24 protein-coding genes are annotated in these 23442 nt (G+C 47.2%); 12 read left to right on the top strand and 12 right to left on the bottom strand.

Annotated features, from left to right (window positions below; genetic code table 11):
• Positions 1–54: 54 nt before the first annotated feature.
• From DESLBE_RS10925 to DESLBE_RS10905, 5 genes are all read left to right on the top strand, one after another.
• Entirely contained in the window at positions 55–399 is a 345-nt protein-coding gene (locus tag DESLBE_RS10925) for a helix-turn-helix transcriptional regulator (protein ID WP_005813696.1), read from the top strand.
• 29 nt (positions 400–428) lie between these two features.
• Positions 429–1922, top strand: a complete 1494-nt coding sequence (locus tag DESLBE_RS10920; RefSeq protein ID WP_005813698.1) for a DUF1538 domain-containing protein — start codon at positions 429–431, stop codon at positions 1920–1922.
• Positions 1912–2577 (top strand): P-II family nitrogen regulator, encoded by a 666-nt coding sequence (locus tag DESLBE_RS10915; protein WP_015943231.1) that lies wholly within the window; start codon positions 1912–1914, stop codon positions 2575–2577. The genes DESLBE_RS10920 and DESLBE_RS10915 overlap by 11 nt, the downstream gene beginning before the upstream one ends.
• Before the next feature lie 156 nt (positions 2578–2733).
• Positions 2734–3177: an Rrf2 family transcriptional regulator gene (locus DESLBE_RS10910; protein ID WP_005813701.1), complete on the top strand. Its 444-nt coding sequence runs from the start codon at positions 2734–2736 to the stop codon at positions 3175–3177.
• Between the two features lie 214 nt (positions 3178–3391).
• Complete coding sequence (locus DESLBE_RS10905) at positions 3392–4681, top strand: homocysteine synthase (protein ID WP_172625417.1); 1290 nt, start codon at positions 3392–3394, stop codon at positions 4679–4681.
• Between the two features lie 128 nt (positions 4682–4809).
• Here DESLBE_RS10905 and DESLBE_RS10900 read toward each other — a convergent pair whose 3' ends face one another.
• Positions 4810–5847, bottom strand: coding sequence for a YeiH family protein (locus tag DESLBE_RS10900; protein WP_005813704.1), 1038 nt, complete (start codon positions 5845–5847; stop codon positions 4810–4812).
• Between the two features lie 131 nt (positions 5848–5978).
• Here DESLBE_RS10900 and DESLBE_RS10895 point away from each other — a divergent pair, with 131 nt between their 5' ends.
• The 5 genes from DESLBE_RS10895 (at position 5979) to aroF (ending at position 10908) form a co-directional block, all read left to right on the top strand.
• Positions 5979–6890, top strand: coding sequence for a LysR family transcriptional regulator (locus tag DESLBE_RS10895; RefSeq protein WP_005813706.1), 912 nt, complete (start codon positions 5979–5981; stop codon positions 6888–6890).
• Positions 6891–7018: 128 nt separating this feature from the next.
• The gene (cysK, locus tag DESLBE_RS10890; RefSeq protein ID WP_005813707.1) at positions 7019–7954 is read left to right on the top strand and encodes a cysteine synthase A; all 936 of its coding nucleotides are present in this window, start codon (positions 7019–7021) and stop codon (positions 7952–7954) included.
• Positions 7955–8262: 308 nt separating this feature from the next.
• Entirely contained in the window at positions 8263–8937 is a 675-nt protein-coding gene (locus DESLBE_RS10885) for a DedA family protein (protein WP_005813709.1), read from the top strand.
• 103 nt (positions 8938–9040) lie between these two features.
• A complete protein-coding gene (locus DESLBE_RS10880; RefSeq protein WP_144676758.1) occupies positions 9041–9925 on the top strand; it encodes a hypothetical protein in 885 nt (294 codons plus the stop codon).
• Positions 9926–9948: 23 nt separating this feature from the next.
• On the top strand, positions 9949–10908 hold the full coding sequence (gene aroF, locus DESLBE_RS10875; protein WP_144676756.1) for a 3-deoxy-7-phosphoheptulonate synthase: 960 nt from the start codon (positions 9949–9951) through the stop codon (positions 10906–10908).
• 101 nt (positions 10909–11009) lie between these two features.
• On the opposite strand, the gene DESLBE_RS10870 is transcribed toward aroF, so the two are convergent.
• Both DESLBE_RS10870 and DESLBE_RS10865 read right to left on the bottom strand, forming a co-directional pair.
• Positions 11010–11270 carry a hypothetical protein gene (locus DESLBE_RS10870; RefSeq protein ID WP_018213891.1) on the bottom strand — a complete coding sequence of 87 codons (261 nt, stop codon included), beginning with the start codon at positions 11268–11270 and terminating at the stop codon, positions 11010–11012.
• 25 nt (positions 11271–11295) lie between these two features.
• Positions 11296–12549 carry a DNA polymerase IV gene (locus DESLBE_RS10865; protein WP_144676754.1) on the bottom strand — a complete coding sequence of 418 codons (1254 nt, stop codon included), beginning with the start codon at positions 12547–12549 and terminating at the stop codon, positions 11296–11298.
• A gap of 333 nt (positions 12550–12882) precedes the next feature.
• On the opposite strand from DESLBE_RS10865, the gene DESLBE_RS10860 reads away from it, so the two are divergent.
• Positions 12883–14316, top strand: a complete 1434-nt coding sequence (locus DESLBE_RS10860; protein WP_005813716.1) for an NAD(P)/FAD-dependent oxidoreductase — start codon at positions 12883–12885, stop codon at positions 14314–14316.
• A 100-nt stretch (positions 14317–14416) separates the two neighbouring features.
• On the opposite strand, the gene putP is transcribed toward DESLBE_RS10860, so the two are convergent.
• The 8 genes from putP to DESLBE_RS10820 form a co-directional block, all read right to left on the bottom strand.
• Positions 14417–15877: a sodium/proline symporter PutP gene (putP, locus tag DESLBE_RS10855; RefSeq protein WP_144676752.1), complete on the bottom strand. Its 1461-nt coding sequence runs from the start codon at positions 15875–15877 to the stop codon at positions 14417–14419.
• Between the two features lie 242 nt (positions 15878–16119).
• Complete coding sequence (gene mnhG / locus DESLBE_RS10850; RefSeq protein ID WP_202980544.1) at positions 16120–16479, bottom strand: monovalent cation/H(+) antiporter subunit G; 360 nt, start codon at positions 16477–16479, stop codon at positions 16120–16122.
• On the bottom strand, positions 16451–16747 hold the full coding sequence (locus DESLBE_RS10845) for a Na(+)/H(+) antiporter subunit F1 (protein ID WP_005813722.1): 297 nt from the start codon (positions 16745–16747) through the stop codon (positions 16451–16453). Before DESLBE_RS10845 ends, mnhG begins: the two co-directional genes overlap by 29 nt.
• The gene (locus tag DESLBE_RS10840) at positions 16744–17217 is read right to left on the bottom strand and encodes a Na+/H+ antiporter subunit E (protein ID WP_005813725.1); all 474 of its coding nucleotides are present in this window, start codon (positions 17215–17217) and stop codon (positions 16744–16746) included. The genes DESLBE_RS10845 and DESLBE_RS10840 overlap by 4 nt, the downstream gene beginning before the upstream one ends.
• Before the next feature lie 35 nt (positions 17218–17252).
• Positions 17253–18740 (bottom strand): Na+/H+ antiporter subunit D, encoded by a 1488-nt coding sequence (locus tag DESLBE_RS10835; RefSeq protein WP_144676748.1) that lies wholly within the window; start codon positions 18738–18740, stop codon positions 17253–17255.
• Positions 18733–19071, bottom strand: coding sequence for a Na(+)/H(+) antiporter subunit C (locus DESLBE_RS10830; RefSeq protein ID WP_005813728.1), 339 nt, complete (start codon positions 19069–19071; stop codon positions 18733–18735). Before DESLBE_RS10830 ends, DESLBE_RS10835 begins: the two co-directional genes overlap by 8 nt.
• The gene (locus tag DESLBE_RS10825; protein ID WP_005813730.1) at positions 19072–19497 is read right to left on the bottom strand and encodes a Na(+)/H(+) antiporter subunit B; all 426 of its coding nucleotides are present in this window, start codon (positions 19495–19497) and stop codon (positions 19072–19074) included.
• The gene (locus DESLBE_RS10820; RefSeq protein ID WP_144676746.1) at positions 19484–21871 is read right to left on the bottom strand and encodes a Na+/H+ antiporter subunit A; all 2388 of its coding nucleotides are present in this window, start codon (positions 21869–21871) and stop codon (positions 19484–19486) included. The genes DESLBE_RS10825 and DESLBE_RS10820 overlap by 14 nt, the downstream gene beginning before the upstream one ends.
• A gap of 127 nt (positions 21872–21998) precedes the next feature.
• On the opposite strand from DESLBE_RS10820, the gene DESLBE_RS10815 reads away from it, so the two are divergent.
• On the top strand, positions 21999–22682 hold the full coding sequence (locus DESLBE_RS10815) for a histidine kinase (protein WP_144676744.1): 684 nt from the start codon (positions 21999–22001) through the stop codon (positions 22680–22682).
• A 48-nt stretch (positions 22683–22730) separates the two neighbouring features.
• Here the strand turns inward: DESLBE_RS10815 and DESLBE_RS10810 are convergent, their stop codons facing one another.
• Positions 22731–23294 carry a tyrosine-type recombinase/integrase gene (locus DESLBE_RS10810; protein WP_144676742.1) on the bottom strand — a complete coding sequence of 188 codons (564 nt, stop codon included), beginning with the start codon at positions 23292–23294 and terminating at the stop codon, positions 22731–22733.
• Positions 23295–23442: the final 148 nt, after the last annotated feature.

Here is a 23442-nt window from a genome sequence, read left to right as displayed (position 1 = left end):
ATATAATTATTAAGTTATTATTAAAAACATTTTCTTTATTTAACCCAAAAAGAGGTGCTGAAATTGGTCGATCTAGGCCATTATATTTGGGCTCAGCGAGTGGCGCGTAAAATTTCTCTGCGCAAACTTGCGGAGCTTGCCCGGCTGAGCCATACGGAGATTTACCGTTTGGAAAATGGGGAGCGGAAGCATCCCTCACCCTGTGTGCTGAAATCGATTGCTCTCGCCCTGGATTTAAGCTACAACGAGCTGATGAAAGCGGCGGGGTATCTGGAAGATAGTTCACTTAATGAAGGTCATCCCCAAAAAATCGATTGTGGTGATCTTTCGCAAAATGAAATCGAGGAGGTGGAGAAGTTTATTGAATACCTGCGTTATAAGCGTGCCAAGACGCAATAAGACATAGATAGAAGGGTAGTGAAGTTTATTTGAATGTACTTTTAGAGAAATTAAAAGAAGTATTAATATCCGTCGTCCCGATCATCATTCTTGTATTGGTTCTAAATTTCACAATTATTCCCATGGAACCTTTATTGGTCTTCCGATTTCTTCTCGGGGCATTATTAATCGTTTTGGGGTTAGCTATTTTCCTTTTTGGAGTGGATATAGGAATTAGTAAAATAGGGACTCTGATGGGAGGAGCTTTAACGAAGAGCAACAAATTGTGGATTGTTGTGGCGGCAGGTTTAGTATTGGGATTTTTTATATCTATTGCTGAACCTGATCTGCATATCCTTGCCGGGCAAGTGGATATGGTCACTTCAGGGGTTATAGCGAAGCTGAGCATTGTTGTGGTGGTTTCTATTGGGATTGCTGTTATGCTCACAACTGGCTTAGTCCGAATAATATATAATATTCCTTTGTATAAGTTACTCACGGTTCTCTATTTGATCATCCTGGGCTTGAGTTTTTTCACCTCCTCGGAATTTCTGGCGATCTCTTTTGACGCCTCCGGGGCAACTACCGGAGCGCTGACTGTACCTTTCATGCTGGCTTTGGCTTTGGGGGTTTCATCTTTAAAAAAGGATGGCAAGGCTTCGGAAAAAGACAGTTTCGGTCTTGTAGCCGTTACTTCGGCCGGCGCAATTATTGCCGTCATGATCATGAGCATCCTATCCAAGCAGGATGAGATCACAGGGAGCCTTCAGGAGTCCGTTCAGGTCTCGTCCTCCCTTTTGGCACCATTTATTAATAAACTTCCTGTCGTAGCATTTGAAATCTTCATAGCCTTACTGCCCATAATGTTTATGTTTTTCTTATTTCAAAAAATCTCCTTTAAATTATCTTCAAAGGCTTACCGTAAAGTATTAAAGGGTTTAGTTTATACTTTTATCGGATTGGTTCTGTTTCTGACAGGAGTTAATGCAGGTTTTATGGAGGTTGGCAGCAAGATTGGCTATAATGTAGCCGTTTTAGATAGTAAATGGATCATTGTCGTCATCGGCTTTATTCTTGGTTTGGTAGTCATTTTGGCAGAGCCTGCAGTTTATGTCTTGACACATCAAATAGAAGATGTTACAAGTGGATATGTAAAGAGACCGGTGGTTTTGATAGCTCTTTCCATTGGAGTTGCCTTTGCGGTTTCATTATCGATGATTCGAATCTTGATCCCAGGACTTCAGTTATGGCATTTCCTTTTGCCGGGTTATGTGGTCTCCATCCTTATGATGTATTTCGTGCCGAAATTATTTGTAGGAATGGCTTTTGATGCAGGGGGGGTTGCTTCTGGACCGATGACAGCAACATTTATCCTGGCTTTTGCCCAAGGTGCCGCTGAAGCTATTGAAGGGGCTAATGTCATGGTGGATGGTTTCGGAGTAATTGCCATGGTTGCCATGACTCCAATTATTGCTTTACAAACGTTAGGTTTTATTTTTAAGATGAAATCGGTGAAGGAAGGATTAAAGGAAAATGAAGCTTAGCTCTGATGGAAAGGAATTTGAGTTAATTTGCTTCGTCGTCAATTTTGGCGTTGGCAGCAAAGTAATCAAACTTGCCAAACAGTGTGGAATATCCGGAGGAACGATTTTCTTAGGGCGAGGCACGGTCAATCATCCGATTCTAAAGTTTTTGGATTTGACGGATATCCGCAAAGAAATTGTGCTGATGCTCGGAGAAAAAAGCACAGCTGAGTATGCCTTAAAAGTGATTAATGAGAAATTAGCGCTGCATAAACCGAATCACGGCATTGCCTTTACAACTACGGTGAGGGGGTTTGTAGGCCGTCATTTTTCCTTTCGCAGTGAACAAGAAAGTCGAGGTGCAGAAATTCCTATGTATCATGCCATTTATACTGTAGTGGACAGAGGTAAGGCTGAAGAGGTCATAGAGGCAGCGACGAAAGCCGGCTCAAGAGGTGGAACCATCATCAATGCCCGTGGCTCAGGAATTCACGAGACTCACACCTTGTTCTCCATGGCTATCGAACCGGAAAAGGAAATTGTCATGATCCTGGCGGAGAGCCAAACCACAGAGGCTATCGTCACGGCTATACGCAATGAACTTCATATTGAACAACCGGGGAATGGGATTATTTTTGTTCTCGATGTGACTCAGACTTATGGATTAAGGCAGTAACCGCCGGCATAATAGGTGAACAAAGGGCTTTCCCCTGAAGCATCAAGCTTTAGGGGAAAGCCCTATTATTCTCAGAGCAGGGTTTGACAAAGTATGGAATCCGTATTACATTAAAACTAAACCCATCTGAATTCTTAAGCTTGGAGTGTTAAAGGAATGAAAATATCAACAAAAGGCAGATACGGGCTGCGGGCATTACTGGATTTGGCCGTTCATTCCCGAGGAGAACATGTGCCCCTTTCCAATATTGCTGAACGACAAAATATCTCTGAGAACTATTTAGAGCAGGTTTTTTCCGCATTGCGCAAGGCGGGGATCATCAATAGTGTAAAAGGGGCTCAGGGCGGTTATGTCTTGGCGGACAAAGCGGCTGAGATTAAAGTCGGCACAATTCTCAGAGTCCTGGAAGGAGAATTATCCGTTGCCAATGAAGAACTGCCTCAGGAAGGCGGGGTAAGCATCCAGGAGTGTATTCAAGTTAAGGTGTGGGATCAGATGACTGAGCGCATTAATGAATTGGTGGATTCGCTGACCTTAGAGGATCTTGTTCACGAATATAATGTGATGAGCGGCCATAGCGGCATCATGTACTATATCTAAAGCAACAACCTTCTGAGCTTTTTCAGAAGGTTGTTCTTTATTCTCTTCTTAAAAACTGTTAGAATATAGATTAAATAAATAATAAAAAATTATATAATACATCGGGTTTTTCTATTGACAAAAGAGGTGAATGAACTTAAACTTTATTTAAAGTGGAGTAAACATATTTGATTACTTTGAGAGTGCGCCAGATTGAGGGTAAAGGAGCGGTATGATGAGCGAGAGACAATTAAAATTTGATACCCTACAGGTCCATGGAGGGCAAACGGCCGATCCTACCACAGGTTCAAGGGCTGTACCTATTTACCAGACTTCATCCTACGTCTTTGATAATGCGGAACATGCGGCCAATTTATTTGGCTTAAAAGAAACCGGGAATATCTATACACGGATCATGAATCCCACCACCGATGTTTTCGAGCAGCGGATCGCCGCCTTGGAGGGTGGAGTGGGAGCATTGGCCGTCGCTTCGGGTTCGGCTGCAGTTACCTATGCCATTTTAAATATTGCCGGAGTGGGAGATGAGATTGTCTCAGCCAGTACCCTTTATGGAGGAACTTACAATCTTTTTTCAACAACCTTGCCTAAGCTGGGGATTAAGACGGTATTCGTCCATCCTGATGATCCGGAGAATTTTCGCAAAGCGGTTACCGAAAAAACGAAGGCTCTCTATATTGAAACTATAGGCAATCCGGGCATTAATCTTATCGATATTGAGGCTGTGGCTCAGATCGCTCATGAATATGGAGTGCCCTTAATCGTTGATAATACCTTTGGTACACCTTATCTGATTCGCCCGTTTGAGTTTGGGGCGGATATTGTAGTCCATTCAGCGACCAAGTTCATCGGGGGACACGGAACCTCCATCGGTGGGATTATTGTGGATTCAGGAAAATTTGATTGGGCCGGCAGCGGCCGATTCCCGGGCTTAACTGAGCCGGATGCCAGCTACCATGGCTTAAACTATGCGGAAGCATTGGGACCGGCAGCCTATATCACCAAAGCCAGGGTGCAGCTCTTGCGGGATACGGGAGCAGCCTTGAGTCCGTTTAATTCCTTCCTGTTCCTCCAAGGGCTGGAGACTCTTTCCCTTCGGGTGGAAAGGCATGTGGCCAATACGAAAAAAATCGTGGATTTCTTGAGCAATCATCCTCAGGTGGCCTGGGTAAACTATCCCAGCCTTAAAGAGAGTAAATACTATGAACTCGCTCAAAAATATCTTCCCAAAGGTGCGGGTTCCATCTTTACCTTTGGTATTAAGGGCGGGATCGAGGCCGGCAAGAAGTTTATTGACAGCCTGGAAATCTTCTCCTTGCTGGCTAATGTAGCCGATGCCAAGTCATTGGTCATTCACCCGGCCAGCACCACTCATGCTCAGTTATCGGAAGAGGATCTGGTGGCGGCAGGAGTTACCCCGGATATGGTCAGGCTCTCCATTGGTATAGAAGATGCAGAGGATCTCATCTATGATCTCGAGCAGGCCCTAAGAAAAGCCGCCGGCTGAGAATAGGAAGTGTGTTCTTCATGATGCTTGAATAAGGAAAGAAAATTGCCCCTGTGCAAATCTGTAATGGTAGATATACCCTTGCAGAGAGACACAGGGGCGTTCCTTATGAATTGGCAATGATGCTGTTAAAGTATCAGAGTGAAATAAGAAAAGGCGGAAACCAGGACAGAAGCGACGAGCATAGCGAGGAGGGGACGCAGGGCTCTTGAACGCAGGCTGGCTAAATGAACATTAAGTCCTAATCCGACCATGGCGGCAGCCATTAAAAAGGAGGAGAGGGTGGCAATGGCATTCAAGACTTCTGTGGGCAGAGGGAGATAAGTGCCAATGAGACTGGTTAAGATGAAGCCTAACAGAAACCAGGGAAAGGAGGCTCTCTGAGTCGAGTCCTCAGTTTCTTTGCTTTGGCGGCGCACCCACCAAAGCAGAACGAAGCTTACAGGAATAAGGAGGAAGACTCTGGCCAATTTAGCCAGCAAGGAGGCGGTCAAGGCATCGGCTCCCACTGAATTGGCCGCCGCCGCCGCATGAGCAATCTCATGTAAGGTGATCCCGCTCCAGGTTCCGTATTGGAGGGCGGTTAAGCCTAGATAAGGATAAAGCAGGGTATAGGCAAGGGTAAAAAGAGTACCGATTAAGGCGATGATACCCACCCCGATGGCGGTATCCTCGTCCTTCGCTTTGAGGATAGGAGCAACTGCAGCAATGGCCGCCGCCCCGCAGATACCGGTCCCAATGCCCAGGAGCAGGGACAACTGCCGATCACCCTTAAGCCACTTAGACACCAAAAGGGTGGTAAAGACGGCGATGACAATGGTGAATACCCCCTGAAACAAAAGGGAGGGGCCTTGTTGCAGGACCAGATGGATATTGAGGCGAAAGCCATAAAGGATAATCGCAAAGCGCAAAATTTTCTGAGCGGTAAACTGGATGCCGGGGCGGCATTTTTCCGGATAGCCCAAAGTATTGCGATAAAGAACGGCTATAAAAATCGCACAAAGCATGGCGCCAATCTTGCTGATGCCGGGTAGGGTAGCTATTCCCGTGGCGAAGGCGGCAACTCCCATGGTGAAAAGCAGTCCCGGCAGGAAGGGAGCGATGGGGAATTTAGCTGAAGGAAAGTGTCTTTCTGTTCTTTCGACTGGATTATTTATGATGGCCATGATATCCTCCTAAGGTAAATATTAAAACCGATTAAAAACGTATCTCTACTTTAACCTTAGCAAGGAACTAAACGCAATCCCGATTTGTTATACTATACATAGCGAATGCTTATAAACAGGAGGTAGTCCCATTGATCATAGAAACCTTAGAAATTTTCAGGAAAGTAGCAGAAGAAAAAAGCTTTTCCAAAGCAGCCGAAGATCTCTTCCTTTCCCAACCGGCTGTCAGCTCACACATTCGCAATTTAGAGAATGAGTTTGGAACAAAGCTCATTTATCGTTCCTCAAAGCATGTTGATTTGACTCCGGCTGGAGAAATCCTCTATGAGCAGGCCTGCAGAATCATCAATCAATACCAGGAGGCCAAAGAAAAAATCAACCAGATTCAAAGCATTGTTTCCGGAAATCTCCGCATTGGGGCGAGCTTTACGATCGGGGAATATATTCTGCCGGAATTGGTCAGTCAAACGGCCAGAAGGTATCCCAATCTCAATATTAATGTCACCATCGGGAATACGGAAGAGATTGCTCAAGGATTAAGGCAGAACCGGTTGGATGTAGCTTTAGTCGAGGGTAAGATCACCGGTAAGGAGTTTATCCTGGAGCCTTTCATGGTGGATGAAATGGTTTTGATTGCTCTGCCAAGTCACCCCTTGGCAAAAATAAAAGGGGTCACCGCTCAGGATCTTGAGGATCAGGTTTGGATTTTACGGGAAACGGGTTCCGGAACCCGTGAGTTCAGTGATCGCTTTATCGAAACACTGAAGATTCCGGTCAAGCATTCTTATGGATTCAGCAGCAACACTGGGGTTAAGGCAGCGGTTCTGAGCGGACTGGGAATCGCTTTAGTATCAAAGCTGATTATTCAAAAAGAGATTAAGGCAGGAGAAATAGCCATTATACCCCTGGAAGAAAACTTGCCCCGCCTGTCACGGGAGTTCCTTATTGCGAGAGGCCAGCAAACTTATTTTACGAAAGCCTCGGAGGCTTTTCTGATGGAATTAAGCCATTACAGCCAGGATACTCATGAGAATGGTCTTTAGTTAAATTTCTATTGACAGCAGAGCAGGTAAAGGATTACAATAAAGACAACAAAACAAATAAGAATACTAGGAATAACGAGACGGTATAGGAAACAGCGCTTAATTTTATATTTAAGGAGGTTACCCACATGTCGAAAATCGCCAGAAGTTTAACTGACCTAATTGGCAATACCCCATTATTGGAACTGTCCAATTACAATAAGGCCCATGAATTAGAGGCTAAGGTCATAGCAAAGCTTGAATACTTTAACCCTCTTTCCAGCGTCAAAGACAGAATTGGCTACGCCATGATCAAAGACGCGGAAGAGAAAGGATTGCTGAACAAGGATACGGTCATTATTGAGCCCACCAGTGGCAATACAGGAATTGCCCTGGCTTTTGTATCCGCTGCCCGTGGCTATCGCTTGATTTTAACCATGCCTGAAACCATGAGCGTGGAAAGAAGGAACCTGCTCAAGGCTTTGGGAGCGGAGCTGGTGCTGACTCCAGGGCCGGCCGGCATGAAAGGAGCTATTCAAAAAGCTGAGGAATTAGCTGCTGAATATAAGAATTCCTTTATACCACAGCAGTTCAACAATCCGGCTAACCCGGAAATTCATAGGCAAACCACCGCTGAAGAGATCTGGAGAGATACAGATGGAGAAGTGGATATCTTTGTGGCCGGAGTGGGCACCGGCGGAACGGTAACCGGTGTGGGTGAAGCCCTGAAGCAGAAGAAACCGGGGGTAAAAGTTATCGCGGTGGAACCGGCAGATTCACCGGTGCTGTCGGGAGGAACTCCCGGAGCTCATAAGATTCAGGGTATTGGTGCCGGATTTGTCCCCGGTGTCTATAGCTCAGAAGTCATCGATGAAATTTTCCAGGTCAAAAATGAGGAAGCTTTTGAGACCTCTCGAAAACTTTCGAAGACGGAAGGTCTGCTGGTTGGGATTTCCTCAGGTGCTGCGGCTTATGCGGCGACCCAAATCGCCAAGAGACCGGAAAATAAAGGAAAGAATATCGTCGTTCTGCTCCCGGATACGGGGGAAAGATATCTCTCCACGGTCTTATTCCAAGAAGGTTGAGAAGGTGAAGGGGCTTTGCCAATTTCCTTCACATAATGTTAACATTTTGTTTACAGTTTCTTCACCTGTAGTTTAAGGTGTTGTGATAGTATACAAGTAACGACATTCTTCTCCTACCTTTTATATAGACAAGAGGTAACTCTTGTCAAAAGCTGAACCGTCTCTTCCAGGCGGTTTTTTCTTTTTATTAATCTTTTCTTAAATCTTAAGCAGTTTATTTGATTTTTTTTCTATAAAACGCTATGATAATTCGGAAGAGAGGACTAGCTGACAAATGGGTTTTCTATAAGATGGTAGGGGGTTAAACTTTGGAATTGCTGCAGACCGTGTTGGACTTTTTTATTCATTTGGACAGTCATATTGGTGAAATCATAGCTTCTTATGGAGTGTGGACATATCTCATTCTTTTTTTGATTATCTTTGCTGAAACAGGATTGGTGGTGACCCCATTTCTGCCCGGGGATTCTTTAATTTTTGTGGTAGGTACTTTCGCGGCCAGCGGTGCCTTGGATGTGTGGATTTTGTTTTTCTTACTGCTGGCGGCTGCCGTCATCGGGGATACGGTGAATTATGAGGTCGGCCGTTTCCTGGGACCGAAAGTATTCTCCAAAGAAATGCGTTTCCTTAACCATGAGAATCTGATGAAGACCCAAAGGTTTTATGAAAAGCATGGGGGTAAGACCATTATCATTGCCCGCTTTCTGCCGATTATTCGCACCTTCGCCCCCTTTGTGGCAGGTGTCGGCACCATGAAATACCTGAGGTTCTTGGCGTATAATTTCGTAGGGGCTTTATTGTGGGTTACGGTAGCTCTTTGCGCAGGTTATTTCTTTGGCAATCTGCCTTTTGTAAAGGATAATTTTACCTTGGTGATCTTTGCGATCATTGGCATATCGGCTGTTCCCGCGGTTTATGCCTATATTAAGAATTGGCTGCAGGGGAGAAACCAGCGCAAAGTAAGCACGAATAATGAATCGAACTAAAAAAGGATTTTGCTGCTCTGAAATAGAAGAAGGAATTAACACTGGTTAATAGTGTTAATTCCTTTATTTTTTCCTGAGAATAAGATAAGAGGAGGGCATGATGATGAGCAGGGCGAAAACGGTACAATCCTTGGCTGTCATCACTTTGATTTTTCTGATGATCGCCGGTTCGATAGGGTTATCCTCGGGAATGACCAAAGAAGAGCTGGAGTATCGTCCCCTGACCTTGAGCGAGGTAACAAAGCTTTTTGCCCAAAAAGGGCTTAAGCTTGAAGCGGTGGCAAGAGAAGGATTTGAGGATACGGTGCTGCTGGGCATTGAACCTGAGATATTTCGCATCCATGGCTCTGAGGATTTAGTATGGATCTACCCCTTTTCCTCCCATAGGGAGCGGGAGCAGCTGGCCGGGCATTACTGGAGACTTAACGACGAAATGATGGCGGTGTTTTTGCCTCACAGCCAGCTTTTCCAGACCCTGGCGGCGAAGAATATGTTCATCGTGTACTGCCCTTTGCTGGACATAGAAAGCTTAAAGACGATGGGGCCGGACTATGCTTCCTATGTGCAACGCTCAAAAGCGATCAGGGAATTGGTGCTGAGAGACTTAAATGGCGGGAAAAGGCTGGTTTTCCAGGGAGAGGGTCAATACTGGATGGTTGAGGTAGTGCTTGACTGCTTTGGCCAATTTTATAAAGATGATCAGGGTGTGCTGGGGTATGAGAGCTGGAGTGAAGCGAGTGCCGTAGCCAAGTATAAGGGGGACCCTGGGCAAATAAAATCTTTTAGCTATACCCTTGAAGGGGCTTATGGCAGTTACAGTGGAATACGGCAGACTCTGAGTTCTGATGGCCTGGTCAGGCTGGGCAGAGGGAATGGTCTGGTAGGAAAGGTCGAAGAAAAGCATAGTTTCAGTATAAAATGGAACGGTCAGGCAGAAGCCTTTGACCTGGAAGCAGATCCTTTCGGAATGATACGGTTGCCTTATTAAAAAGGAGACAGCTTGGCGATACCTTGTATGGGCAATGGTTTGTAGGATATAATATAAAGAAATTTTTCTGCGCAGTGAGCGGTAAGACAGAAAGTCCACGGCTTTCATCTCAGGAAGAGGGCGTCGTGGACTATTATATCAGGGGGTTTGGAGTTATGGATTTGCCTTTAGTGGGGTTAAAGGATGAACGAAGTACGATCAGGGTAGGGGATACGACTATCGGAGCCCGTGAGGTCGTGCTGATGGCCGGTCCTTGTGCCGTGGAATCCGGAGAACAGATGCGGGCCGCTGCCCAAGGGGTCAAAGCAGCCGGCGGCAAGATTTTAAGAGGGGGAGTCTATAAGCCCCGCACTTCCCCCTATAGCTTCCAGGGGTTAGGGGAAGAAGGAATAGACTATCTGAGGGAAGCTGCAGCGGAATATGGACTTCTTACTGTGACGGAGGTTATGGATGAACGCAGCCTGGATGTGCTGGTGGATAAAGTGGATATTCTGCAGGTAGGGTCCCGCAACATGCAAAACTTCCACCTTCTTAAGCTGCTGGGGGAGATAAGAAACCCGGTGATTCTGAAGCGGGGCCTGGCGGCCACGGTGGAGGAATGGCTTGCGGCTGCAGAATATATCTTAGCCGGCGGGAATGCTCAGGTGATTCTTTGCGAGCGGGGGATTCGCACCTTTGAGCCCAGCACCCGCAATACCCTGGACCTCAGTGCGGTGAGCCTGGTGAAAGTGCTTTCCCATCTGCCGGTCATTGTGGATCCCAGCCATGCGGCTGGGAGGGTGGATATCATTCCTGCTTTAGCCAAGGCCGCTGTAGCGGTAGGAGCCGATGGGCTGCTGATCGAAGTCCATCCCCATCCTGAGGAAGCCCAAAGCGACGGGATGCAATCTCTGACTCCGGAGCAGTTTGCCCGGCTCGCCGCAGAGCTCCGGCCCATCGCTCAAAGCGTCGGACGAAGTATGGCTCATTCTCCAAAGGCCTGATCCCATGCTGGAAAAGGAAGAAAAGATCCTGAAAATAAAATCATGAACCTTAAAGCAAGGGGGACTGAGAGCAGGTTAAGGGGGCTCACGGTCCCCTTTGCTCACATCTTATAGAGAAACCATTTGCATGTATGAAGTTCATACTTCAGCTCATAAATCTTAAGAAGTCCGTTGCTGATGCTTTGACAGCGAAAAATAAGCATGGGATTGCCGGCCAGTTTTTCTTCGGATTTGGAGATGATTTTGTCGACGGCAATGACGACAGGGCTATCTTCGAAGTGAGCCTTGAATTTAAGGGGCCGGGGCATGCCCTGATCATTGAAATGGGCGATCATCTCCAGGGGCTGCATCATTACCTTCACGAAAAGCACTCCCTCCTTTTTAGAGCTAAAGCAGGCTGGTCATGGCCGGATATTCCTCTTCAGCGATGACTCCCCCAGTCATGGACTTAAGGCCGGAGTGGAGATAAGAGGAGCGCATAATAGCCTGAGAGCCAAAGCGCTGGCGAATGATATCGACAGCCTGATCCACTTTCCGATCCCGCTCGTAATCCTTAGTGAAAAAGGAAAACTGCAGGAAATCGTTTTGACAGAGCTCAGAGGCCCGGATTCCCAGATGTCTCAAGGGCTGACCTTTCCATAATTCGTCAAAGAGCTGGCAGGCAATCTCCCATAGCTCATTGGTACAGTCTGTAGCGTGGGAGAGTTTGCGTTGATGGGAATAGGAAAGGAATTCATGGGTTCGAAAGGAAATGGATATCAGCCGGGCAAAGTATTGATCATGCCTTAAGCGGGCGCTGACCGTTTCCACAAGGGAGAGAAGAACCAGGTGAGCCTCTCTGCGGTTTTTTACATCGAAGGATGTGGTGGTGGAATTGCCCATGCCTTTGACCGCTACCCGGCCGCCGGGGCGGACGGGGGAGTTTTCAATGCCGTGAGCATAATTCCAAATCAGCAGGCCGTGACTTTTCATGATCCCTTTCAAGAGGCGAGGGTCGGTGTGCGCCAGCTCTCCGATGGTTTTGATATTGCGGGAGAGGAGCTGGCGGGTGGTTGCCCTTCCGACCATGAAGAGTTCCCCCACGGGTAAGGGCCACATTTTCTCAGCAATCTCTTCAGGGAATAAGGTATGGACTTGGTCGGGTTTTTGGAGTTCGGAAGCCATCTTTGCCAACAGTTTATTGGTGGAAATACCGATATTTACGGTAAAGCCCAGCTCGTTCCTGATTCGCTCCTTGATTTTATAAGCGGTAGCCAGAGGGTCCCCAAAGAGAAGGTCCATGGCGGTGAAGTCCAGAAAATATTCGTCCACGGAAAACTGTTGGATTAGAGGGGAATAGTCTCTTAAAATAAGGCTTAGAGCCTCGCTGCACTGACGGAAGAGGAGATAATTAGGCCTGGCAATGATCAGGTCCGGACATTTGGCGAGGGCGGAGTATAAAGTCTCCCCGGTTTTAATAGCATATTCCTTAGCCGGGATCGACTTGGCCAGAACGATCCCGTGCCGGGTCAAGGGATCGCCGCCGACCACGGAAGGAACTGTCCTTAAATCCAGAGGATCTCCCTGCTGAAGGCGATAGACGGCTTCCCAGGAAAGGTAGGCCGAGTTAACATCAATATGAAAAATAATCGATTTGCTCAAGATCCAATCACCACCTATGTAGAAAAACCATATTCATAATGAAGCGCTCTTTGTGAATGGAGTGGGAGCCAGGGTCTGCGCTATCTATTATAATAGAATATATGTTCTGCATCAATAGAAACAAATATTCTATTATTGTCATAAAATCCCTTGAATACTAAATTCAAGGGAGCTATTTGGCAGTGGAGCAAAAAATCCAAACAAAAAGTCGATTTTTTAATAAAATGTTCGGATTTTAGACTTGAATTATTAAAGAGCATAAGGTATAGTTGTTAGGGTTTGGCTGCTGTTAAGTTTTGACTGCCGTTAAGTTTAACCGAGGAGGAATAAGCCTTGAAAAAGTATGATGTGATCATCGTTGGGGCAGGCCCCGCCGGAATTTTTGCCAGTTATGAATTAGCGACGCAAGCTCCTGAATCTGCTGTTCTTTTGATTGAAAAGGGACGGGATATCTATAAACGCAGTTGTCCTATTTTGAAAAAGACTCTTTCGAAATGTCCGCCCCCCAATAAGCAAAGAGAGTTCGCCAGCTGCACTCCTGCCTGCTCTATTACCAACGGTTTTGGCGGTGCGGGAGCCTATTCTGATGGGAAATTCAATATCACCACCGAGTTTGGCGGATGGCTCACCGAGTATTTGCCTCCTTCGGAGGTGTTGAGCCTCATTCACTATGTGGATCAGATTAACTTAAAGCATGGAGCGACCAGTTCACTGACCGATCCCAGCACTCCTACGGTAAAGGAGATTGAGAGAAAGGCCCTGGGAGCCGGCTTGAAGCTGCTCCGGGCCCAAGTCCGCCATCTGGGAACAGAATTAAACCTGGAAATTCTTAAGGATATTTATGAGTACCTCAAGGGAAAAATCGACATGGTGTTCGAAACGGAAGTCGCCGATATTATGACCGCTGAAGCGGAAGGACACCTGCAGGTTAAAGGCATCCGTACCAATAAGGGAGAGGAGTATTATGCTCCTAAAGTAGTCGTGGTTCCCGGACGGGATGGTTCGGAATGGTTCAAGGATGTCTTGAAGAAGTACAATCTGGAAATGAGCAGCAACCAGGTGGATGTGGGGGTTCGGGTAGAAACCCTGGATACCATCATGGAAGATATTAACGAGAATTTGTATGAAGGGAAATTTCTCTATCGGACCTCTGTAGGGACTACGGTGAGAAGCTTCTGCAGCAATCCTTCCGGCCATGTGGTTATTGAGAATCATACCGGGGTTATGCTGGCCAATGGCCATGCTTACCGAGATAAGAATCTGGGCAGCCATAATACCAATTTTGCCCTGCTGGTATCCCATAACTTCTCCTATCCTTTCAACAAGCCTACGGAGTATGCCAAGAATATTTCCCGGCTGGCCAATGACTTATCCAACGGCAGTGTGCTGCTGCAGACCTTTGGGGACATCATGAAGGGCCGCCGTTCCACAGAGAAGCGGGTGAAAGAAAGTTTTGTGGAGCCCACCCTCAAAGAAGCTGTACCTGGTAATTTAGGGTTGGTGCTTCCTTATTCCACCATGAAGAGCATCATTGAGATGATTGAGGCCCTGGATAAAGTGACGCCTGGTATAGCCTCTGAGCACACCTTGCTTTATGGCGTGGAAGCCAAGTTCTACTCTTCCCGTCCCAAGCTGAAAAATAACTTTGAGACGGAGATTGCAGGACTTTATGCCGGGGGAGACGGAGCGGGAATTACCCGGGGACTGGCTCAGGCCGAGGCCTGCGGAGTGAAAATCGCGCGCAATATCATTGAGGAAAACAGCTGAAGAAGGGCTGCAAACATTATTTTTAATTGAGATGAAAGTCGAAAAAGCGGCTGGTCACAATCCAATGTGACAGCCGCTTTTTCGTTTAATTTAAGCTCCCTTAGTTACCTTTTGTCTCAGCTGCAGATTTAGCAAACTCATCCAGGATCTCTTGGGAGGGCTCAGTGGTCAGCAGACTGACGATAATGATCGAAAGCAAGCCCATGATAAAGCCGGGGATCATTTCATAGACGGCGGCGAAGGCCGGGAACTGCTCCCAAAGGATTACGGTGGCAGAGCCCACGATCATACCGGCCAGAGCTCCCCATTTGTTCATCCGTTTCCAGTAAAGGCTGAGGAGAATAACGGGGCCGAAGGCGGAACCAAAGCCGGCCCAGGCGTAGCCTACCAGATTGAGGATGGTATCGTTTTGAGTCCAGGCCAGATAGGTGGCCAGTAGAGCAACGAGCAAAACACAGAGACGGCTGACGAAAACCAATTCCTTATCTTTGGCCTCACGGTGGAAGAGAATCCGGTAAATATCCTCGGTCAGGGAGCTGGAGGTCACCAGAAGCTGCGAAGAAATAGTGCTCATAATGGCGGCCAGAATAGCGGAGATCAGGAGCCCGGTGACGATGGGATGGAAGAGGATTTTTCCCAGCTCGATAAACACTGTCTCAGGATCGGCCAGAGTCAGGCCATGGGTGGCAAAGTAAGCGATTCCCAGGAGACCGGTAAGCATAGCCCCCACTTCGGAAAAGACCATCCAACTCATGCCGATACGGCGGGATTTTTTGATTTCGCTTACCGAAGAGATGGCCATAAAACGGACAATAATATGGGGCTGGCCGAAATAGCCTAAACCCCAGGCCAGAAGAGAGATGATACCGATGACACTGGTTCCGGTGAAGATATTCAAGAGTGCCGGATCAATGGTTTGAATGGTGGTGAAGGAAGAGCCGAGGCCGCCGCTGTGCCAGAGGGTGACCACCGGCACCATGGTTAAGGCGGTGACCATGATTAATCCCTGGACGAAGTCTGTAAAGCTGACCGCTAAGAATCCGCCGATCAAGGTATACCCTACGATGACCAGAAGAATCAGCCAAAGCCCCGTATGGTAACCGATGCCAAAGGTGGTATTAAAGAGGACGGCGCCGGAAACCAAACCGGAAGAAACATAGAAAGTAAAGAAAATGATAATAACAAGTGCGGAAACTAAACGGATCACATGGGAAGTATCACGAAAACGATGGCCAAGGAAAGAAGGGATGGTAATGGAATTGCTGGCGATTTCTGTGTAGGAACGCAGACGGGGGGCTACATAGAGCCAGTTGAAATAAGCGCCGATGGTAAGTCCGACCACAATCCAGCCGGAACTGATTCCTGAAGCGAACATAGCTCCCGGCAGTCCCATCATGAGCCAGCCGCTCATATCTGAGGCACCGGCGCTTAAAGCTGTGACCGCAGGGCCCAGGGTTCGTCCGCCAATCATGTAATCGGATAGGTTTGTGGTTCTTTTGTAAGAATAATACCCGATGGCCAGCATCATGACCATATAGAAAATGACCGAAAAAGCAATCACTCCAACATCACTCTCCTCAATTTTAAAAATTTATCTATATAAAGAAACTATTATAGTACACATAATAATATCATAAGACCTTAAGATTTATAAGTAGGCAATGAATAAGTATACATAATTTTTTAATATTTTTTCAATTATTTCAACTGGGAAAAGAAAAGCAACCTTGGTCCCACTCAATTAATGTTTAAGTGGTCCGTGGTTGCCTTTCAGGTATTGAACAAGACCTTCAGTGATAAAATTTAAGCTTTCTCCAGCACTTCTTTCAAATCGTCGCGAACGCTTGCCTTAGCCAAAGGGACCTGGGCACGATAGGCAGAGCGGCAGATCACATGGGAGGAAACGGGAGTGGTCAGAAACACAAAGAAAATGCCCAGGAATAATTTGATGCTGAAATAATCCTCCACAAATAAGAAAAAGAGGAAGGTTCCCAGCAGAACAAATAATACTCCTAAGGTAGAGCTTTTGGCGAGAGCATGGGCACGATTATAGACATCCGGGAGACGAATGAAGCCAATGGCACTGAGGAAGCCGAAGATGGTTCCCATTAAAATAATGATCCCGATACCTAACTCAATCAAAGTGCTGCCGTTCAATGACAATCCCCCTCTCGATAAAGCGTGCGAAAGCGATGGTTCCGATAAAGGACAGAATCCCGATCAATAAAATCACTTCAAAAAAAGCGGTGGTCCTGAGGAGCACGGAAAAAATGGCTACCGAGGCAATAATGTTAATGCCCAGCACATCCAGGGCTTGTACACGGTCAGAGGCCGTGGGCCCTTTGAGGCAACGGTAAATCGTTATCAGGATGGAAAGGGTTGAGAAACATAAGGATAAAAATATAACCCAGAATAAGATTCCCTCGATCATGGTCGCGTCACCTTCTTAATAGCTTCTTCGAACTTTTCCTTAGAGCGGATCACCGCGTCACTGAGCTCGGGAATATCCATGGCGTGGATATAGAACAGCTTCTTATCCGGAGTGATCTCCATCACCACGGAGCCTGGGGTTAGAGTAAGGAGGAGTGCCAGAAGGGTGACTTCCATATCCGATTCCAGGCTGGTTGCGAAGGATATAATTCCCGGCTTAATATCGATCTGCGGTTTGATGATTTCCCGGAGCACCAGGATGCTGGAGGTGAAAAGCTCATAGATAAAGAGAAAAAAGAGCTGTATAACGGCGTGCAAGGTAAAAAGGTAGAATTTGCTGTCAAGAAAGCGCCGCAAAATGAAGAGGACCAATATACCAAATAAATACCCGCTGGCAAAGGTTAAGATGCTCCAATCATCCTGAAGAAACATCCATAAAACCCCGATAAATAAATTGATTAGCACCTGCATTGGCACTGGAAATCACCTCTTTTCTTCATGCGCACTTATGGGTATCTCTTCTGGAAAACGGCCTCAATATAGGTCTGAGGATCCAGCAACCCCGCTGCCGCTAAGTCCACGACCCCGTGGAGACCTTCTGCTCCCAGGCCTAAGGCGATGGTACAGGCCGTAAGCAGGGCGATGGGAAGGAGCAGCCCTTTGGTGGTTCCTTTTTCCGTTTCCTCGGTAAAGTTTGTGTAGCCCCAAAAGACGTTCATGAACAGTTTTAACATGGAATACAAAACCATCAGACTGGTGAGCAGGCCGATGCCGCCGAGCCAGAAGTAACCGGCGCGAAAGGTTCCTTCCGTGACAAAGATTTTGCCGAGGAAGCCGCTCAGGGGGGGAATGCCGGATATGGATAAAGCGGCGACAAAGAACATCCAGCCCAATTGAGGATGCAAGCGGATGAGTCCGCTCATATCCTTAAGCTTTCCCGTGCCGGTCAGATGAAGGATTGTTCCTCCCAAGAGGAAAAGGAGAGCCTTGACGATCATGTCATGAGCCAGATAATAGATGGAGCCCCGCAGGCCCGTTTCCGTGAAAGAGGCAAAGCCCGCCAGAATAAAGCCCACCCCAACCACCACATTATAGGTGAGGATGCTCTTGATATCCCCAAAAGCAACGGCCCCCATAGCCCCCAGCAGCATGGTCACGGCAGCGAGAACCCCGATGAGCAGATGGGTAACTTCGGGTTCATGGTAAAAAACCAGGGAGAATAAACGCATAATGGCGTAGATCCCCACTTTGGTCAATAAGGCAGCGAAGAGAGCGGCGATAGCTGTAGGGGGAGCGCTATAAGAACCGGGCAGCCAGAAGAAAAGGAAAAGACCGGCTTTCAGGCTGAAGACAATTAGAAACAAAAAGGCTACCGCGGTCATCAAGCCATCCTGTCCGATTTCCGCTACCCGTACAGATAAATGAGCTAAATTCAAGGTGCCGGTCAGGCGATAGAGAAAAGCCAGAGCAATCAGAAAGAGAAAAGAGGAGATCATATTGATCAGAATATAGGGAATGGACTCTTTAAGCTGCAGTTTGGTGCCCCCCAGGGTAATCAGTACATAGGAAGCAACCAGCATGACCTCGAAGCACACAAATAAGTTGAAAATATCCCCGGTCAGGAAGGAACCGTTGACCCCGGCGATCAAAAATTGGCTTAAGGGATAAAAATAATGCCGCTCCCGTTGGCTGCCGATGGAAGAGAAAGCATAAGAAACACAACAAAAGGTGACGATGGCGGTGACCAAGACCAGCAGAATCGCCACCATATCGGCCACGAAGCTGATGCCGAAGGGAGCTTCCCACCCCCCCAGCTGAAGGGTTTGGATTCCCGCTGCCTGGATTTGTCTCATGAGCACAAGGGACACAATTCCCACCAGGGTAGTGGTGAGGAGGCTCAGGAACCGGTGAAGGCGGATATGATTGCGCAGGATAACCATGATCATTCCGGCCATAACCGGCAGGACAAGGGGCAGGATTACTAAATTATTCATCATCACACCCCCTTAATGCTTCTGAATCATCGCTTCCCAACACGTTATAGGTACGATAGCTCAAGACTAAGAAGAGGGCTGTGGTGGCGAAGTTAATCACGATAGCCGTCAGCAAAAGGGCTTGGGGAAGGGGATCGGTGAAAAGACTCTCCTTCAGGCCCAGCAGCGGAGGACCGCCCTTTTTCAAGCCGCCCATGGTCAGGATCAGCAGATTGACCCCGTGTCCGATCAGAGAGGTTCCTAAAATAATGCGGAGCAGAGTTTTGGAGAGGATTAAGTAGGTTCCTATAGTAAATAAAATTCCGATCACGATTGCCATCAATGTTTCCATTTATCGATCATCACCTATACTCATAATAATGGTTAAAGACGTGCCAATAACGGCTAAGGCAACTCCCACATCGAACAACACGGCGGTGGCCATCTCGGTCTTTCCGAACAAAGGAAGATGGACATAACCAAAAGCCTGGGTCAAAAAGGGCTCTCCTATGAACATGCCCCGGGCTCCTGTCAAGACAGAAATCAACACGCCGACTCCGGCCAGGGCTTTAAAATCCACCGGGAAGTTTTGGCGGACTTTTTCGATTCCATAGACGAGAAAGAGGAGGACGATGGCCGCCACAAAGGCCAGCCCGCCGATAAAGCCGCCTCCTGGGTGGTGATGGCCGGAAACGAAAAGGTTGACGGCGAAGGTCAGAATAATGATCACGACGACTTTCGTGACCATCCGTAAAATGACATCATTAGGATCTTTCATTCTCTTTCCCTCCCGCCATACGCAGTTTGATCAGTGTATAGACCCCTAAGCCGGCCATGGACAGGACCAAAATTTCCAACATGGTATCAAATCCCCGGAAATCCACGAGAATGGCATTGACGATATTTTTGGCTCCGGCCAGCTCATAAGCATTTCCGTAATAACCGGCAATGGATTCAGGGAGGGGATTGCCGTTAGCGGAGAGAGCAACCAAGGTCATAACCAGGCCAACGGCCAAGGAAAGCAAACCATTGACCACTTTAGAGGGAAGGGGAGTGGTTTCTTTTTGCAACTTGGGCAAATGGTAAAAGCAAAGCAAAAATAAGACGGTGGTAATGGTCTCCACCACCAGTTGGGTGAGGGCTAAATCGGGAGCGCGGAAGAGGACAAAGAAAAAGACCACAAGAAAGCCCAAAGCTCCCACGGCAATAATGGCAGTCAGGCGTGTTTCAGCCAGGAGAACCGTGATGGCGCAAACCACCATGCCCGCCAGCAAGGCCAGCTCGTAGATGCTGAAAGCAGCGTCATGGGAAGGGTCAAAAGCGATCCCCTGGGCCAGGACCAGGGCTCCGCCCACCGCCACCACGATAAAGCTGAGGATATAGATAAGGTAGTCCCGAAGGGAGCCTGTCATATACTGTTTGGTCAGAGCCAGGGAAAGGGACTCCATGAGTTCCAGGGCAGTTTCATAGATATGGTTCAAGGTTAAGCTTTGGGGATAAGTGCGATAAAGCTTTACCCATTTTTTCAGGGTTTTGTAGAGAGTACCGCCGAGGACAATGACGCCCAGGGTCATCAGCAGTTCGGGAGTCACCCCATGCCAGGGGCTGACATGAACGGTTAAAAGATTTTCCCGGGCAAGGGAAGGCAGGACCGCCGCCCAGGCAGGGGCCAATACATAGTGGACCAGAACATTGGGGAAGAAAAAGAGGAGCACAACCAATGCCGCCAAGACCATGGGGGGGAGCAACATGCCCAGGGGGGCTTCGTGGGCTTGTTTCCCTGATTTGACCCGGGGCTGTCCCGTAAAGGTCTTAAAGACCATGATCAGGGAGTAGACAAAGGTCAGGACACTGGCGAGCCAGGCCACAACCGGAATGAGTACAGATATTTCCGAAGCATTCAATACGGCAGTAAAGAACAGCTCCTTGCTTAAAAAGCCGTTAAAAGGAGGCAACCCGGCCATGGATAAGCAGCCGATGAGAGCCAGGGTAAAGGAAATAGGCATGATATGCATTAATCCGCCTAATTTCCGAATATCCCGGGTCCCTGTTTCATGGTCGATAATCCCCACCACCATAAAGAGACAGCCTTTAAAGGTAGAATGATTAACCAAATGAAAGAGTCCCGTAAACACAGCGAGAGCATAGGCAGCCTGGGCATTCCCGGCCTCAGGGGCCAACCCGGCGGAGCCCAGTCCCAATAAGCTCATGATCAGACCCAACTGGCTGATGGTGGAGTAAGCCAATAAAGCTTTCAAATCGGTCTGCCTTATGGCGTTGAAAGAACCGTAGAACAAGGTCATAAGACCGATCCCTGTAACCAGCCAGAACCAGACTTCTCCCCCGCCGAAGATCGGAGTAAAGCGGGCTACCAGATAAATGCCTGCCTTCACCATGGTGGCCGAATGCAAATAGGCGCTCACCGGAGTGGGAGCTTCCATGGCGTCAGGGAGCCAGATGCTGAAGGGAAATTGGGCAGATTTGGTGAAGGCGCCGAGCAGGATCAAGACCATGGCCGGAAGGAATAAGGTATGGGAGTGAATCCCGTCAAGACTATGGACCATTTCACGAATGCTGTAGGTATCGGTCATCATGGTCAGCAGGATGAATCCTGCCAGCATGGCCAAGCCGCCAAAAACCGTAATCAAAAGTGATTTACGGGCACCGGAGCGGGACTTCTCCCGTTCGAACCAGTAGGCGATCAATAAAAAGGAAGAAATACTGGTCATTTCCCAAAAAACATAAAGGGCAAAGATATTGTCGGAAAGCACAACCCCCAGCATTGCTCCCATAAATAAGAGCAGATAGATATAGAAATTGTGCAAGGCTTCTTTATGCTTGGAAAGATAATAGATAGAATAGAGAATCACCAGAAATCCTACCCCACTGATGAGCAGGCCAAAGATCAGGGATAAACCATCTAGGAAAAGGGTGATATTAATATTATAGGCAGGAATCCAAGGAAGACTTAGGTCAATGATTCCTCCTGAAGATATAGTGGGAACTGTAGATAAAAGAATGCCAAAAATCAGCAAGGGAATCCAAACGACGAACCAGCCTGTATGTATTTGGGGGGTGAATCGCTTATGTAGGACCGGAACCAGGAAAGCAAACAGAAAGGGTATCCCTAAAATAAGATAAAGCCAAACCATCTATCCTCCTCCTTTTCTTTTATGTTCTTATAGTGGTTGACTGAAAAGGGTTCATGAGCTATAGTCATATTTAAGTTAATCAGTGAGAGGAAAAATGCTCCTGTCGCTGGATTCTGAGGTGGGACAAATGTTTAAAAAGAAAAAACATATGGACGAAGGGCTCCTGGTTTGTATTTATTATGGCCCTAACGGTGAGCGACTCATACGACGTGGCAGCAAGATTGCGAAAATGTTTGATTGCCCGCTCTATATATTGACCGTGGATGCCAAACCTTTTGATGAGTTGGATGCGGATAAATCCATGTATATCACCAAGTGGAAAAAACTGGCCAAGGAAGTTGAGGCAGACGGTTTTATTCTCAAGGATAATGAGCAGCGTCCCGTCTACAAGGTAATCGCCGAAACAGCCCGGGAAAAGAGAGCCACCCAGATCATCATGGGTCAAACCGTTCAAAGCCGCTGGGAGCAGATTACCAAGGAATCTATTGTCAATTTGCTTTTAAAGGAAATCCCTTTCGTGGACCTTCACATCATCTCGGTAGCCCGCTATATTAAAGATCCGGACTGCAACTATGAAAAGGGTATCCGGGCTTATCTCATGAAGGAAGGGGAAAACTTCCGGCTGGTCTTTAAACACACCAAGGAAATCGTCTATGAAGGTATCTTTTTTAAAGAATATGGCACCGACTTTAATAACGGGATTTTCAAGCTCATTAAAGATGGTGAAACCTTACAGGTCCAGGTCATTGAAGATATGGTTACCGAATTGACCAATGTGGATATGGAACCCAATGAGAATAATGAAAACTGACCCCTGGTATACGCTCCACTGGCAACAGTGGAGTTTTTGCTTTTCAAGTTACAAATTGACATTGATTTTGATGAAGCGGGTTTCTTCTTTATTGATACCGATATACTTTAAGGTTTCCGAGGGAGAATGATGGTGAAAGGCTTTCATCAGGATGGAAACCGCTACACCGGCTCGGAAAGCATGATAGCCGAAAGTTTTTCTTAAAGTATGAGTGCCGATCTTCCCGGGAATACCCACCTGCCGCGCGGCATGATTGATGATGCGATAGGCTTGCTGACGGGTAATGGGCAGGTTGTCTTTTTTGGATTTAAAGAGATAATCGCTTCCGTTCAAACGGGCCAGGGCTAAGTATTTCAATAACTCTTCCTGAATCCTGTTATTAATGTAGTAGGCTTTTTCTTCGCCGCTCTTTTCATCCTGAATCAGCAAGAACTCTTTAATCCGGCCATCTTCCCAAACGTCGCTGAGCTTGAGAGCCAGTAAGTCGCTGATTCTCAATCCGGTATTAATTCCGAAAACAAAAAGTAAAAGATCCCGTTGGGAGTGATTACTCAATATTTTTTTAATCGCATTAATACTCTCCACATCTTTAATGGGATCGACGTACTCCACAGGCCATGCCCCCCCAAATGTTACATAATCATATTCTAACAAAAGTTGAGTAACATTACAAACCCATATTGGCTCCCATACATAGGAAAAGGGGAAATGGAGCAAACTCTTTGTTGAAGGTTATAGAGGATGAAGCAAGGCATCATCC

Source organism: Desulfitobacterium sp. LBE, from assembly GCF_007830365.1.
GTDB classification, from domain to species: domain Bacteria; phylum Bacillota; class Desulfitobacteriia; order Desulfitobacteriales; family Desulfitobacteriaceae; genus Desulfitobacterium; species Desulfitobacterium hafniense.
Note: the sequence above shows the minus strand (reverse complement) of the source record. Positions and strands in the feature narration are given on the sequence as shown.

Excerpts from the sequence above, each read along its gene's own strand:
- DESLBE_RS10915 (WP_015943231.1), top strand. The coding sequence starts at position 1,912 with ATGAAGCTTAGCTCTGATGGAAAGGAATTTGAGTTAATTTGCTTCGTC.
- DESLBE_RS10910 (WP_005813701.1), top strand. The coding sequence starts at position 2,734 with ATGAAAATATCAACAAAAGGCAGATACGGGCTGCGGGCATTACTGGAT.
- DESLBE_RS10905 (WP_172625417.1), top strand. The coding sequence starts at position 3,392 with ATGAGCGAGAGACAATTAAAATTTGATACCCTACAGGTCCATGGAGGG.
- DESLBE_RS10900 (WP_005813704.1), bottom strand. The coding sequence starts at position 5,847 with ATGGCCATCATAAATAATCCAGTCGAAAGAACAGAAAGACACTTTCCT.
- cysK (WP_005813707.1), top strand. The coding sequence starts at position 7,019 with ATGTCGAAAATCGCCAGAAGTTTAACTGACCTAATTGGCAATACCCCA.
- DESLBE_RS10880 (WP_144676758.1), top strand. The coding sequence starts at position 9,041 with ATGAGCAGGGCGAAAACGGTACAATCCTTGGCTGTCATCACTTTGATT.
- DESLBE_RS10845 (WP_005813722.1), bottom strand. The coding sequence starts at position 16,747 with ATGATCGAGGGAATCTTATTCTGGGTTATATTTTTATCCTTATGTTTC.
- DESLBE_RS10840 (WP_005813725.1), bottom strand. The coding sequence starts at position 17,217 with ATGCAGGTGCTAATCAATTTATTTATCGGGGTTTTATGGATGTTTCTT.
- DESLBE_RS10835 (WP_144676748.1), bottom strand. The coding sequence starts at position 18,740 with ATGAATAATTTAGTAATCCTGCCCCTTGTCCTGCCGGTTATGGCCGGA.
- DESLBE_RS10830 (WP_005813728.1), bottom strand. The coding sequence starts at position 19,071 with ATGGAAACATTGATGGCAATCGTGATCGGAATTTTATTTACTATAGGA.
- DESLBE_RS10825 (WP_005813730.1), bottom strand. The coding sequence starts at position 19,497 with ATGAAAGATCCTAATGATGTCATTTTACGGATGGTCACGAAAGTCGTC.
- DESLBE_RS10820 (WP_144676746.1), bottom strand. The coding sequence starts at position 21,871 with ATGGTTTGGCTTTATCTTATTTTAGGGATACCCTTTCTGTTTGCTTTC.
- DESLBE_RS10815 (WP_144676744.1), top strand. The coding sequence starts at position 21,999 with ATGTTTAAAAAGAAAAAACATATGGACGAAGGGCTCCTGGTTTGTATT.